This window comes from Gimesia sp., from assembly GCF_048260065.1.
Classification (GTDB): domain Bacteria; phylum Planctomycetota; class Planctomycetia; order Planctomycetales; family Planctomycetaceae; genus Gimesia.
In genome coordinates this window covers 122,898-135,820 of sequence record NZ_JBLXHC010000008.1, presented here as the reverse complement: position 1 = coordinate 135,820, position 12,923 = coordinate 122,898, and the positions used below count along the sequence as shown (strand labels likewise).

At 50.8% G+C, this 12,923-nt stretch carries 11 protein-coding genes; 5 read left to right on the top strand and 6 right to left on the bottom strand.

Annotated elements, in window-relative coordinates; translation table 11 throughout:
• Positions 1-14: 14 nt before the first annotated feature.
• Entirely contained in the window at positions 15-2,468 is a 2,454-nt protein-coding gene (locus tag ACN0YN_RS16520; protein WP_417386131.1) for an ATP-binding protein, read from the bottom strand.
• A gap of 163 nt (positions 2,469-2,631) precedes the next feature.
• Complete coding sequence (locus ACN0YN_RS16515; RefSeq protein ID WP_417386130.1) at positions 2,632-3,063, bottom strand: acyl-CoA thioesterase; 432 nt, start codon at positions 3,061-3,063, stop codon at positions 2,632-2,634.
• 133 nt (positions 3,064-3,196) lie between these two features.
• Between ACN0YN_RS16515 and ACN0YN_RS16510 the strand changes: the two genes are divergently transcribed.
• Together ACN0YN_RS16510 and ACN0YN_RS16505 are read left to right on the top strand one after the other, a co-directional pair.
• Positions 3,197-4,114 (top strand): carbohydrate kinase family protein, encoded by a 918-nt coding sequence (locus ACN0YN_RS16510; protein WP_417386129.1) that lies wholly within the window; start codon positions 3,197-3,199, stop codon positions 4,112-4,114.
• Positions 4,115-4,169: 55 nt separating this feature from the next.
• Complete coding sequence (locus tag ACN0YN_RS16505; protein WP_417386128.1) at positions 4,170-4,955, top strand: peptidylprolyl isomerase; 786 nt, start codon at positions 4,170-4,172, stop codon at positions 4,953-4,955.
• Positions 4,956-4,964: 9 nt separating this feature from the next.
• On the opposite strand, the gene ACN0YN_RS16500 is transcribed toward ACN0YN_RS16505, so the two are convergent.
• The 3 genes from ACN0YN_RS16500 to serA form a co-directional block, all read right to left on the bottom strand.
• Positions 4,965-6,278, bottom strand: coding sequence for a homoserine dehydrogenase (locus ACN0YN_RS16500; RefSeq protein ID WP_417386127.1), 1,314 nt, complete (start codon positions 6,276-6,278; stop codon positions 4,965-4,967).
• A gap of 224 nt (positions 6,279-6,502) precedes the next feature.
• Complete coding sequence (locus tag ACN0YN_RS16495; RefSeq protein ID WP_417386126.1) at positions 6,503-7,153, bottom strand: HNH endonuclease; 651 nt, start codon at positions 7,151-7,153, stop codon at positions 6,503-6,505.
• A gap of 310 nt (positions 7,154-7,463) precedes the next feature.
• On the bottom strand, positions 7,464-9,089 hold the full coding sequence (gene serA, locus ACN0YN_RS16490) for a phosphoglycerate dehydrogenase (protein ID WP_417386125.1): 1,626 nt from the start codon (positions 9,087-9,089) through the stop codon (positions 7,464-7,466).
• A 308-nt stretch (positions 9,090-9,397) separates the two neighbouring features.
• Here serA and ACN0YN_RS16485 point away from each other — a divergent pair, with 308 nt between their 5' ends.
• Both ACN0YN_RS16485 and ACN0YN_RS16480 read left to right on the top strand, forming a co-directional pair.
• Positions 9,398-10,801 carry a TAXI family TRAP transporter solute-binding subunit gene (locus ACN0YN_RS16485; RefSeq protein WP_417386124.1) on the top strand — a complete coding sequence of 468 codons (1,404 nt, stop codon included), beginning with the start codon at positions 9,398-9,400 and terminating at the stop codon, positions 10,799-10,801.
• A 33-nt stretch (positions 10,802-10,834) separates the two neighbouring features.
• Entirely contained in the window at positions 10,835-11,509 is a 675-nt protein-coding gene (locus ACN0YN_RS16480) for a hypothetical protein (protein WP_417386123.1), read from the top strand.
• A gap of 3 nt (positions 11,510-11,512) precedes the next feature.
• Here the strand turns inward: ACN0YN_RS16480 and trmB are convergent, their stop codons facing one another.
• Positions 11,513-12,154 (bottom strand): tRNA (guanosine(46)-N7)-methyltransferase TrmB, encoded by a 642-nt coding sequence (gene trmB, locus ACN0YN_RS16475; RefSeq protein WP_417386122.1) that lies wholly within the window; start codon positions 12,152-12,154, stop codon positions 11,513-11,515.
• 123 nt (positions 12,155-12,277) lie between these two features.
• Here trmB and ACN0YN_RS16470 point away from each other — a divergent pair, with 123 nt between their 5' ends.
• Positions 12,278-12,838, top strand: coding sequence for a CinA family protein (locus ACN0YN_RS16470; RefSeq protein ID WP_417386121.1), 561 nt, complete (start codon positions 12,278-12,280; stop codon positions 12,836-12,838).
• Positions 12,839-12,923: the final 85 nt, after the last annotated feature.

The following is a 12,923-nucleotide window of genomic DNA, read 5'->3' as shown; positions in this document are numbered from 1 at the left end:
TTTCGCTGAAGCTCTTATTCTTCTTCCAGTCGATAGAGGGGTTGGCTGATTCCTGTGGGATCAACGGACCAGGGGAGCCAGACGAACGAGACTTCATTCACCATGAGATCGGACTTTCGCGGCCGAACCGGGTAAGCTTCGATTTCGAGATCTTCCGGCCGAATGGGCTCTTCCAGTTGATCGATCTCCTGCTGAAACTCCTCTTCCAGTTCCGCATATTTTTGATGCTGGATTTCCAGAGCCTCTTTTGCCCGTCCAATGTCATCATGTTCTTTGGCGGCGCGGCCTACGCTGCGTGCAGCCGACGATGCTTTGCGGACGTTGGTGGCGCTGGCCACTTTTCTGCCCATAATCGCACCGAATATTGTTGTACCAATTGAGAGGAACGTGCTCAGCTTTTTATCACTGTATTGTGCCTCTTCCCGTGCCACGCGATCTTCGGCGGTACGAATTCGATTTTTTATGGTATCGAACTTGGATGCATATTTCGATCGGAGTTTTTCAATCTGTAGATCACGTTCTTCACGCATCAGCTGTTTGAGGCGTGCCCGAAAGGCGGCTTCCTTTTCATCGGGATCGGAATACAGTTTCGGGTCTGCGCTGAACCAGAGATTCAGCGGTCGTTCCTGATACAGGTACGTTTTCAATTCCTTTTCCCAGGACGGGTACTGCTTCGACTTGGTAAATAAACTGTCGACTTCTGCATATACTGCCTGGGAATCGGGCTCAGCATCATAGTCCAGGTTGCCTGGGGGAATCAGTGTGGCTGCTTCCCAGACGGATTCCGGGACTGAGCCGGTGACTGTCAGCAGCATCGCGACATCCTGCCAGATGTCGACTTTGGATTTGGCATCGGCGTAGCGCAGTTTTGCAAGACCGATCAGACCCGGGCGATAGACGAGTCGGCTACCCGTCGGGACGATTGTCGCAGCAGTGAAGATGCGCTGTTTGATTTCCGGCGGAATTAACGGTGGTTGTGAAACGTCTGGTCCTGCGGGTGTAGTGAGAGCTGTTTCCGATTTGACCGGCGTGGATTCGACAGCCGCTTGTTTCCGCGGTTCCATCAGCGTTTTGATCTGGTTTCGCGTCAGTGGTCCGCGCAGGTAGGACAGGGCCCATCTGGTCTGAAAGACGACGGGCGCGTCTTCATGCACATTGTGTAACAGAAAGACCCGGCTTCCCAGGTCGGACAGAATGGCTTCCATCTCCTGTCGATGGAACTGGCTGCCCGCGGTTCCCGAGGCACTTTCCAGTCCATCCAGTACGCGTGCTTTATCGCGTTCCGTCTGCAGGCGACCGATGAACCAGGTACCTGTGTTCGAGAGCCCTTTATAGTCCAGGTCAACCGGGTTCTGTGTTGAGAGCACCACACCCAGACCAAAGGCGCGTGCCTGTTTCAGCAACGTAAGCATCGGTGTTTTGGAAGGCGGATTGGCCGTCGGGGGGAAGTATCCATAAACCTCATCCATATACAGAATGGCTCGCAGGCTTGATGTTCCCGACTGGCTGCGGACCCAGGCCAGGACTTCGTTGAGCAGCACGGTGACAAAGAACATGCGTTCCGATTCTGACAGGTGTGCGATCGAAAGAATTGAGATGCGAGGCTTTCCCTCTCTGGTCATTAAGAGTCGCTCGATATTCAAGGCGTCACCCTGCATCCAGGATTCAAATCCTGGAGAAGCCAGCAGGTTATTGAGCTGCAGGGAGAGCTGCATGCGGTCTTTAGCCGGATAAAACATGTCCAGATTAAGAAAGCCGATTTTATCAAAAGGGGGCGCCTGGATTTCCTGGATCAGGCTGGCGATGGACAGATTCCGTTTCTCTTTCCAGGCATTGCTGAGAATATTGGAAAGCAGGATGTGTTCCCGACTGTTGATCGGATCGGCGTTGATTTTCAATAAAGCCAGCAGTCCTGAGACCGCGGACATGATGCGATCCCGCAGGGCATCGCTGTTATTTAAAACCGCTTCACTCGGGGCATCGAATGATTTCAGGACCGAAATCGGTAAGCCTGCATTACTGCCTGGTGTATAAATCGCCATGTCGACGGCATCGCGGAGTCGCGAGATACGGGCGCCATCCTGTTGCCAGTCAGCCAGTCCTTTCTTCCACAAGTCGGCAGTCCAGCTGGCATATTCGTCGGGTGTCTTCCCTTTGCGGACGGCTTCGCTTTCTTCAATCCAGGGACGAAAATCTGCTGGTTTTAACTCGGGGAAATTCAACAGCAGATTTCCCAGATCTCCCTTGGGATCGATGGCGATCACAGGAATATCGTCGATAGCCGCTTCTTCGAGCAGAGACAGACAGAGTCCGGTTTTTCCACTGCCTGTCATGCCGACACAGACTGCATGTGTTGTCAGGTCTTTGCTGTCGTATAGAACCAGATCTTCTTTCAGGTGATCTTGAGGCAGGTCATATTCTCGACCCAGATAGAATGCTCCCAGCTTTTCATAGGGTTGGTCAGTCATAGTTCACCGTGAATGGAGAGAAGAAATGAATTGATTTTCAGATGATCGTCCGTTGCAGTTCACAATCTGAATTGTAGATAGCGTACCATGCTGCCTGAACGATTTCACGTTTTGAGTCAGTTACTTCATGAAAATAAAGGGAAGCGAATTCCTGCCCGATCACTTACAGTCCGGGTTCTTCAGAGTCGGGAATGACAGAGAAGCAGGAAGCGACTTCAGGTGGAATACGGCGGGGAGTGAGGTTTTCATAATTCACAAACGCCCAGTTTGTTTCAGCCCGTACCAGGAGTTCGGAATCGGCAGGACGAATAATCCGGTATTTTCTCAGGGATTTGACCTTCTGAAGTGTGGAGATCCAGGTCTGGACCACGATTTCCTGATCCACAAACGCGGGTTGCAGATATTCGATAAAATGGCTGCGTGCGACCCAGCCGATTTTCAATTCGCGATAACGGCGCCCCGGCCAGCCATTTGCCGTCGAATGAGCGACTGCCGCGTCCTGTAGCCATTTCAGATAGACCACATTATTGACGTGTCCTAAGCCGTCAATTTCGTCTTCAGTCACTAAATGACGGTATTCATAAATGCGATGCATGGAATTTGTATCCCCGAATATGGTATGGTATCAGCTGTGAGACATCGTGCCCCGCATGACAGTGGCACTCCGTTTCTGAGCTGTGATCTCGGAACAGTGTAATAGAATCAAATCATAATTGAATCTGAGTTTCATGAATAACATAAAGTCGCTTCCACTGGTAATTGGTTTAGGTGAATTGCTGTGGGATTGTTTCGAAGATGAGAGACGACCCGGCGGGGCACCGGCAAATGTTGCCTTTCAGGCAAATCAACTGGGATGCCAGGGGACGGTCGTCACGCGTGTGGGGCAGGATGAACTCGGGACAGAACTGCGGGAATTTCTGAAACAGCAGGGGCTTTCTGTTGATTACGTACAGGTTGATGAATCGTTCCCCACTGGAACGGTTACAGTAGAGTATTCCGACGCGAACGATCCGCAGTATACGATCCATGAACACGTTGCCTGGGACCATCTGGAATTCAATGAGGATCTATCAGAATTAATGCAGCAGTCACAGGCAGTCTGCTTTGGAACGCTGGCACAGCGGGAACCAGATTCACGCGAGGCCATTCATCAATGTCTGGCCGCGACAGGTGAAAATTGCCTGGTTGTGTATGATGTGAATCTCCGCCAGAATTACTACGAACGTAGCTGGATCGAGCGTTCTCTGACAGCGGCAAAAATGGTCAAATTGAATCAGGACGAAGTGGAAAAACTGAGCAAAGTTCTTGGGTTATCCGCCGGCAACGTGAAGCAGTTTGCAAATCAGGTTCAGGAAGAGTATGGACTGGAAGCAGTCTGCATCACACGTGGTGCGGAAGGCTGCCTGATTTTTGCTGATGATCAGAAATATGATATCCCCGGCTCTCCGGTGGAAGTTGCTGATGCCGTCGGTGCCGGTGATGCGTTTACAGCAGCTCTCATCTCCAGGCGCCTGCTGGGTTGGGGCTGGGAACAGGCAGCGTTGTTCGCGAATCGAGTCGGAGGGCTGGTAGCAAGCCAGGCTGGCGCGATGCCTGTATTAAAAGAAGAGTTCGAACAGATCAGTCAGGAAATTCAGAAAGCTTAATTTTCAATCGAATCAATCAATTCTAATACTTTGAAGAAATATAAGGATCAAAGAGATGTTACGTTTTTGTCTGCTGGCATTGAGCCTGATGTTGTTGTGCTGTGTGGGCTGTTCTGGTGAAGTTCCCACTGCAGCTGAAAAAGAAGTACCCAGCGCTGAGGTTTATGACGTAGTCCTGGATACAACCAAGGGGAAGATCAAGCTGGAGGTTCATCCGGACTGGTCACCTAAGGGAGCGGAACGATTCAAAGAACTGGTTAAGAACGGTTTTTATAACGATACCGCTTTCTTCCGTGTGATCGATGGATTCATGGCGCAGATCGGCATCAATGGTGATCCGGAACTGCATGCCAAGTGGCGTGACAACAACATCATGGATGACCCTGTCAAACAATCTAACAAACGTGGCTATGTCTCCTTCGCTAAAACAGGAATGCCTCACTCACGGTCCACACAGTTTTTCATTAACTTTGGGGATAACTCCAATCTGGATCAAATGGGTTTTTCTCCGTTTGCCAGAGTGGTGGAAGGCATGGATGTTGTCGATTCACTTTATAATGGTTATGGAGAAGGTGCTCCCGGCGGACTTGGTCCAGAACAGGGCAGGATCGTCGAAGAGGGAAATGCTTATCTGAAAAAAGATTTTCCCAAACTGGACTACATCAAAACGGCAACTATCGTTGGTGAAGAACCAGCTGAGAAGAAAGAAAAGCCGGAAGCCAAACCTGATTCTGAAAAACCAGCTGAGAAAGAAGAGGAAAAGGCTGAAACACCTACCTCTGAAAAGAAGGAAGATGCGGCTGCAAAACCAGAGACAGAAAAGCCGGCTACGAAAGAGTAGTCGGCCAGATCAGTCGTTGACCGGCATGCGCACAAAGGGAGACCGGATGCAGACCAGCTCATCCAGCTCCCTGCTGGCGGCCTGAAAGCGACCTTCCGTTGTACGATGGGTCATAATCACCAGTGGGACGATCGAGAATTCTTCGGAAGGATCAACTTCCGGAGCTTCGTGTTGCACCAGGCTAGCGATGCTGATTTCATGATCGCCCAGCACATTTGTAATGTCGGCCAATACATGCGGGCGATCTTCCACGTTTAAACGCAGGAAGTAGCGACGGGAAATTTCCTCGCGCGGCATGATCTTGATTCCCTCACGGGGTTTCCAGAGGTCGAGCCGGGGAAATGTCAAAGCAGCCCTGCCGACAGCAACATCGACCACATTCGCGACCACGGCAGAAGCCGTCGCCATCTGACCTGCTCCCATGCCTGACAGCCAGACCTTGCCGACCGCATCCCCTTCGAGGGCAATTTTATTGTAAGCATCTTCCACATGGGCCAGCGGGTTGTCGTTACGGATCAACGTTGGTTGGGCATGCATTTCCAGCTGGCCATCCAGTAACTTGGCGACCGCCAGTAATTTGACGGTATAACCCAGTTCGGAGGCATACTGTAAGTCGGCCAGGGACAGACTGTCGATTCCCTGCCGCAGAAACTGATCAAGATTGACTTTGATGCCCAGCGCGAGTTGAACCAGGATTCCCAGTTTCTGAGCTGCGTCGGTTCCATCGACGTCCATTGCCGGATCGGCTTCCGCATATCCGATTTCCTGCGCGCTTTTTACAGCGTCGTCGTAACTGACGTTATGAGAGAACATTTCTGTCAGAATGTAGTTGCTGGTACCATTCAGGATGGCTTCGACGGAGGTGATCTGGTTGGCCGTCATTGCCTGGGTGACGGTTTCAATGAGCGGCACTCCACCGGCGACAGCTGCTTCGAAGCAGATGCAGCGTCCCAGCTCCCGCGCGCGTTGAAACAGGCTTTCTCCCTTCTCACAAAGGAGTGCTTTGTTGGCTGTCACCACGTCTTTACCACTCTCGAGGGCGCGTAGCATGATGTCGTAAGCCGGGTCGATTCCGCCGATCAGCTGTATGACAACGTCGATGGTTTCATCGTCGAGGACGGCATCGATACTGTCGGTCAGGACGTCGGCAGGTAAATCAACATTTCTGGGACGGGACAGGTCCCGGACAACCGCTTTTTTGAGATGAATGGGTCGTCCAGCCCGCGTCGTCATTTGTTCGGAACGCTCCAGCAGGATTTTTGCAACACCACTGCCTACGGTTCCCATACCGATAATCGCGACGTTTAACGGAGAAGACGACATTCCAGATTCCTGAGTGTGTAATAATAATGTTTGCAGCAAGAGGCCCTGTTTCAGGATCGTAATATAGACGGTTCAACAGGAGAGTGGAACCATGGCCTTAAAAAACAGCTGATTTCATCGATATAATATCGGGGGATTTAGCGATTTTAAGGGGCAACTCAGGCCAGAGAGAGCAATGCGGAGATCAAAAAGCGGGGGGCCGGAAGTGCGGGACTGGTAGATGATCAGTCACAGGTCAGGAGTTCTTTTGTGCCGACAAAATTTTTCCAGCATTCATATTTTGCATGTTTCACCTGCTGGAGTAAAACTGGGTTTCGGCTTGGTTTGGCGGGTTTCTGGAACAGCTTCATGCCAGCCTGCGAGGGAGTGCGTCCCCCCTTTTTCGTGTTGCAGCGCCTGCAGGCACTGACAATGTTTTCCCAGCTCATGCCTCCGCCATGCGAACGGGGAACTACATGGTCCAGACTCAGCTGTTTGACGCTGAATTTTTTCTGGCAGTACTGGCAGCGATAGCTGTCTCGAATGAAGATATTGCGTCGATTGAACTTAATGGTGTTGTTGGGGATTCGGTCGTAGCGGAGCAGGCGGACCACACGAGGCACCTGGATTTCAAAGTTGACTGACATGATCCAGTCTTCCAGCTCATTTCGCTCATTAAACTCGGATCGCAGTTCGCTGATTTCAATCCAGGAACTGAAGTCGTAATTCATGAAACTGCCGTCTTCCACGCTGATTACTTCTGCAATATCCTTACTCAGCAGGCAGAATGCCCTTTTTGCAGAGATCACGTGTACCGGCGAATAAGTCTTGTTCAGAGCCAAGACACTCGCCTGCATGGCACTGGACTGTGCTTTCCCGGTCGTTGCTGAAATCATATGCCGCCCACCCTCCAGAACTCTTAGCAAGGTTATGGCAATATTGAGGTACGTTTAAGACCCAAGCGACTTTACGCAGAAACAAAGTATAGGAATTGCCGGGAATGATACCTTAACTGTTTCACCAGTCAATTCAAATTTTCAGATTCCGTGTAATATTTTGGCGCGCACCTTCTCCGCAGATATTTTACCTTTGAGGGATCCCCTCAGGCAATAGCTTCCCCGGTATGTGAGAAATGTATACCAAAAAAACAGCCGCTTCCTCTGACAGTTGAAATCAGAATGAAGCGGCTGGGAAGCTCAAATCGGATTACTGCAACCAGGACAGGGGAGCAGTTGCCGGAGGCATCTTAATCAGCTTGACGCAGGAAACGTCTTTGTGGCTGGAGACTTCTTCGATGGCAGCTTCCGGGACTTCACCATCAACGTTCAAGACGGCAATGGCTTCGCCGCCTGGTTGATTCTGCAGGCGACCCAGGGCCATATGGGCGATATTGACATTGTGATTCCCCAGAACCGTGCCGATGTAACCGATCAGGCCGGGGACATCGTGGTGTCGGTAGATCAGCAGGTTGCCATCCAGGTAACCGTCCAGATAGAACTCGTCCAGTTTAGTCAGACGCAGGAAGTCCTGGCCGAAGATGGTTCCCGCAGCAGAGCATTTTCCATCTTCCGTTTCGACGGTTGCCGTAATCAATGTAGACAGTGTTCCGGCTTCGTTCGATTTTGATTCCGAAATTTCGATACCACGTTCTTTGGCAAAGACTGTTGCATTGACGATATTGATTTCTGCTTCAAAAGAATTGGAGAGCAGGCCGGCAGCAAAGCTGGAAGTAATCAGTTTCGTCTGCTTGTCAGCGACTTCACCCCGATATTGAATCTGGACGCTTTTCAGGCTGCCTTTCGTCTGCTGTGATAAGAACAGACCCAGGCGGTGTCCCAGTTCGATGTGCGGTTTCAGGTCAGCCATCTCGGCACCGGAAACCGGAATCATATTGATCGCATGACGAATTTCATTTTTGGTCAGGAAGTCCGAGATAATCTCAGCTGCTTCCAGTGCGACCATTTCCTGGGCTTCATCAGTCGAAGCACCCAGGTGAGGAGTGGCCAGCATGTTGGGAGCATCAATCAGGCGACGATTTTCGGGAGGTTCCTGGGTGAATACGTCACAGGCGGCACCTGCAACTTTTCCGGATTCCAGGGCATCCGCCAGATCGTCTTCATTGACGATGCCGCCGCGGGCACAGTTGATGATCCGCACTCCGGGTCGCATGGTTGCGATTCGTTCGGCGTTAATCAGGTCACGTGTTTCGTCGGTCAGCGGAGTATGAACGGTCAGGAAGTCACAATGTTTAACCAGCTCGTCGACTTCTTTGTATAATTCAATGCCATACTCGGCAGCACGTTCTGAAGACATGAACGGGTCGTAGCCGATGACTTTCATTTCCAGTCCCTGGGCACGTTGTGCTACGCAGAGACCGATACGTCCCAGACCGATGATCGCCAGTGTTTTGCCGGCCACCTGGGTCCCGGTCAGTTTCTTTCGCTCCCATTTTCCTTCCTTCATGGTGGCGTAAGCGGGGCCGATGTTACGGGCCAGTGCCATCATCAGGGCGATGGTCTGCTCGGCGGTACTGGTGGTATTCCCGGCCGGCGTGTTCATCACGATGATCCCTTCGCGGGTGGCGGCGGCACGGTCGATATTGTCGACGCCTACACCTGCGCGAACAATCGCTTTCAGGCGGGGCTGGTCTTTCAGGATTTCTTCAGTGAGTTTTGTCGCACTGCGGATGATAATACCATCTGCCGACTTCAGAGCTTCCCGTACTTCTTCTGGCGATAAGCCGGAACGAATATCCACTTCGATTTCCGGGTTTTCTTCTAGAATTTTAAGACCGGCTGGCGAAAGATTGTCCGTGATCAGGACTCGGTACATGGAACTCACTCACTTATTAAAATAAGGAAACGGGTCAGGGGAATCACAACGATTCCCTGATGATACAGAGGTATCGCCCTTTAGCATAGTTCGCCAAATAATCGCGCCAAGGCAAACGGCACCGCAAAGTCGGGAATTCCCGAAACAGGGTCTGGCTTGAGGGGCACGGTCTCAATTTCGGAGAGAGATCCTTCTATTTATGTCTCGAAAGGGGAAAACTTTATTTAAAAAGAGTATGATATTCTGTGCACATTCTCCCGAATTCAACAGGCATTACTATTTTTGAGAATTCATCGAAGAAGGTAGATATGAAGCGGTCTGTAATCAAAGTTCTGCTGGTCATTCTGTTGATCTTCCTGCCGGTGATCCTGCACCAGACTTATCGCTGGATGACCGCTTTACCGGATCAGATCACGATTGCCGCCGGTCATCCGGAAGGTCGCTATTACAGCATGGCCGTTCAACTGAAAGACCTGTTGGAAGAGCAGCTCGGGACAAAGGTTAAGATCATTCAGACGAAAGGCTCGCTGGAAAATCTTGCGTTATTAAGCAGTGGAAAAGCAGACCTGGGCTTCTATCAGCCAGGGGCAGAATATGTGCTCAAGGAATTCCAGGCGGAGCCGGACAATGTCCCAGTGCCAGAACAGGAGGAACCGGAGCAAATCTGTTTCATTGCCAATCTGTATTCACAGGTGGTGCATGTGATCGTGCCTGCTGATTCTGAGATCTTCAAACTGGCCGATCTGCAAGGGCATCGTGTTGCGCTGGGGGAACAGGGATCGGGGGACCTGGCTGCCAGTCTGCCTCTCCTGAAACACGCGCAGATCAGCGTGGAAGACATTCACCCCGTATATCTGTCCTATGAGGAAATTGAGAAACAGTTCGAAAATAATCAACTCGATGCGGCGATTATGACTGTCGGGATCGAGGCACCGGTTTTGCATGAACTGCTTGATACCGGTAAATATCGAATTCTGGAAATACCTTATATCGAGGCGCTGACACGGAAAGAATCACACTTTGATGAGTATGAAATTCCTGCCGGCATGTTTCGTCGTGCAGACCCGGTGGTGCCTCCTCAAGATCTGCCTACCGTGTCCTGTGATGCCCATCTTCTCGCCCGCGAATCGGTTTCCGAAGATCTGGTCTCAGGAGTGACTGCGATCATTTTACATCAGGACTTTTCCAGGCAGTTACAATTGAATGAATTGATCGAAGGCGGAAATTCCTTTGCCAGGGATGGCCAGGGTTTTCCTTTGCATGCTGGCGCAGATCATATTTATAACCCTGAACTGAAGCCCTTTCTCAATTCCGAATTTGTCGAAGTCACAGAAGGGATGCGATCATTTATCGTGTCGATGCTGATTGCAACATATCTGCTTTATCGGCAGATTCAGAAACGGCGTGAAAAAGCCAAGGAACACAAACTGGACCGCTACATCAGAGAACTGGTGGCGATTGAAAATAAACAGATGAAACTGGATGGGAACAACCCGTCAGATGGTCCGGCTTTAATGATACTTCTGGACGAAGTGACCAAATTAAGACAGGAGAATCTGACCCAGTTTTCTGCTCACGAATTGAATGAAGACCGTGCGACGGATGCGTTTCTGGAGATGTGTCATGCTTTAAGCGACAAAATTAATGCCAAGCTGCTGGGCTGGAAAATTGATCGGCTGGGTGAGAAAATACAGAAAAGCTCTGATTCTTAACCGCTGATACTCAAATACGTCCGGAACCGGAAAATGCTGGCAAACGCCAATCTGATAAATGGTCTGATACTTTTAGCAGCAATGATCTTCTGTTATCTGTTTGTGTTGATTCCTTTTTTGATCTACTACGCCATTCAGCATATGAGGTCACCCCAGTTGATTCTGTTGCCAGAAGCAGACTGGGATGATTATCTCTCGGGCAAGTGCAGGGCGGAATCAGACTGGTCACAATCGAATCAGTTTGAAACGGTTGGCATCTATCGCTGGCAGCAGAACTATATCCTGGTCTGGGAAAGTGAATCGCAGGCGACTTTTTTTCAGACAACTCTCTCACCTTACGGTCGCTTTCATAGTTTCACGACGATCTTCGAAGACGATTGCTCGCTCATTACGGCCAACGATCGAGAGGCGTTAATTTTTCCCGCGCCCCCCGGACGGTTCGTTCAGTCATTTGGCGTGGAACAGACGGGAGAGCTGCACGAAAAACATCAGGCAGCGATAGCAGACCTGCAGAGAGTCAAGCGGCTGGAACTGGCGGATGAATTCCCGGAATTTGAAGAAGCTTATCTGGCAAGTTTACGCCAGCAGCACGAGTTCGTCCGATCCGTGTTTTTCTACCCGATCAGAGGTATCTGGTGGTACCACGTGGGCCGTCGAGTCAAATTCAATCGGCCCATTGATTTACAACAGGTGATTCTGGAGAACTGATTTTCAGGACTCAGAGGGTTTCTGCAGTTCCCAGAGGCCGCGATGAATCTTCCAGCCTTCTCTGCGTTTTTTTCGTTCGAAGCTGGTCTGGAAGTCCATGTCATGCTCCGGCAGTTTTTCTTCAGGCGTTTCACGGCGGATAAACTGGCTGGCGTGATCCATGAGGTTCGTGACGCGTTCAAAGTACTCTTCCACATCAGTCCAGAAGTGGAGTTCGCCTCCATGCTTCAACGCTTTCGTGATACGGCTGACAAACACATCTGTAAAGATGCGTCGTTTGTGATGCCGCTTTTTCCACCAGGGGTCGGGAAAGTAGACATGGACTTCAGAGATTGACGAATCCGGAATGAATTTGTCAAAGGCAATTCTAGCATCGCCGCCCAGCATCCGGGCGTTGGGGCGTTCGGCTTTCAACAGTCGGGTTGCTGCCCGCCGACCTTCCCGGTAGTCGATTTCCATACCCAGGAAATTTTTTTCCGGGTGTTCTCCACTGGCATTGAACAGGAACAGACCCCGGCCCGCACCGACATCCAGGACCACTGGCTGGTCATTCCCAAAGAAACTTTCCCACTGGAACGGGCCTTCCAGATCTTCAAGCGTTTGAAAGTAGGGACGAAGGTCACGGGTAGGCTTGGAGCGCGACATGATTTAGAGAGTGATGCTTTCAATTGTTTAACATACAGATTATTCAATGCACACACTGTAGAATAGATGACCTGAAGTGTAAATTATCACGAGAGCCTCGAAGTTTGTTTTTTGGAGATCCGGATGTTACCCGAAAATTTGATGCAGGCGGCAATGCAGGTTAAGTCCGCATTGGTGGATCACGATCAGAAACTGGTCCTTGCAGAAAGCTGTACGGGGGGGCTGGTGGCCACGCTGATGACCAGCCTGCCTGGAATTTCAGAGTACTTTTGTGGTTCTGCCGTGGTCTACCGCTGGGATACAAAAATGAAATGGCTGGGAGTGCAGCAGGAGACGCTCGATCAATATACGGACGTGAGTATTGAAACTGCCCGCGAAATGGCATTGGGAGTGCTGCAGCAGACTCCCGAAGCAACTCTGTCCGCCTCCATTACGGGGCATCTGGGACCGGACGCTCCCGCACATCAGGATGGAATCGTCTGTATCGGCCTGGCGCGAATCAATCGCTCGGGACCTCAAATCGAGTCGGAACTGATCTTCGCTGAAAGCTTTCAAACCGATGAACTTTCAGCCCAAATGGAGCTGAGTGCGCCTGACAATTGCCTGCTGACGCTCAGGCAAAAACGGCAGATCGCCGCTGCACACAGGCTTTTAGGGTTAATTACGACGTATTCCAGGCGGTAAATTCGGAACAATCGTCAAAGTTTAACTCTTCCGAAAATGCCCCCCGTTTTTGCCACGTGTTGCAACCAGTTCGTCCGTCACGATC

Excerpts from the sequence above, each read along its gene's own strand:
- ACN0YN_RS16520 (WP_417386131.1), bottom strand. The coding sequence starts at position 2,468 with ATGACTGACCAACCCTATGAAAAGCTGGGAGCATTCTATCTGGGTCGA.
- ACN0YN_RS16515 (WP_417386130.1), bottom strand. The coding sequence starts at position 3,063 with ATGCATCGCATTTATGAATACCGTCATTTAGTGACTGAAGACGAAATT.
- ACN0YN_RS16510 (WP_417386129.1), top strand. The coding sequence starts at position 3,197 with ATGAATAACATAAAGTCGCTTCCACTGGTAATTGGTTTAGGTGAATTG.
- ACN0YN_RS16505 (WP_417386128.1), top strand. The coding sequence starts at position 4,170 with ATGTTACGTTTTTGTCTGCTGGCATTGAGCCTGATGTTGTTGTGCTGT.
- ACN0YN_RS16500 (WP_417386127.1), bottom strand. The coding sequence starts at position 6,278 with ATGTCGTCTTCTCCGTTAAACGTCGCGATTATCGGTATGGGAACCGTA.
- ACN0YN_RS16495 (WP_417386126.1), bottom strand. The coding sequence starts at position 7,153 with ATGATTTCAGCAACGACCGGGAAAGCACAGTCCAGTGCCATGCAGGCG.
- serA (WP_417386125.1), bottom strand. The coding sequence starts at position 9,089 with ATGTACCGAGTCCTGATCACGGACAATCTTTCGCCAGCCGGTCTTAAA.
- ACN0YN_RS16485 (WP_417386124.1), top strand. The coding sequence starts at position 9,398 with ATGAAGCGGTCTGTAATCAAAGTTCTGCTGGTCATTCTGTTGATCTTC.
- ACN0YN_RS16480 (WP_417386123.1), top strand. The coding sequence starts at position 10,835 with ATGCTGGCAAACGCCAATCTGATAAATGGTCTGATACTTTTAGCAGCA.
- trmB (WP_417386122.1), bottom strand. The coding sequence starts at position 12,154 with ATGTCGCGCTCCAAGCCTACCCGTGACCTTCGTCCCTACTTTCAAACG.
- ACN0YN_RS16470 (WP_417386121.1), top strand. The coding sequence starts at position 12,278 with ATGTTACCCGAAAATTTGATGCAGGCGGCAATGCAGGTTAAGTCCGCA.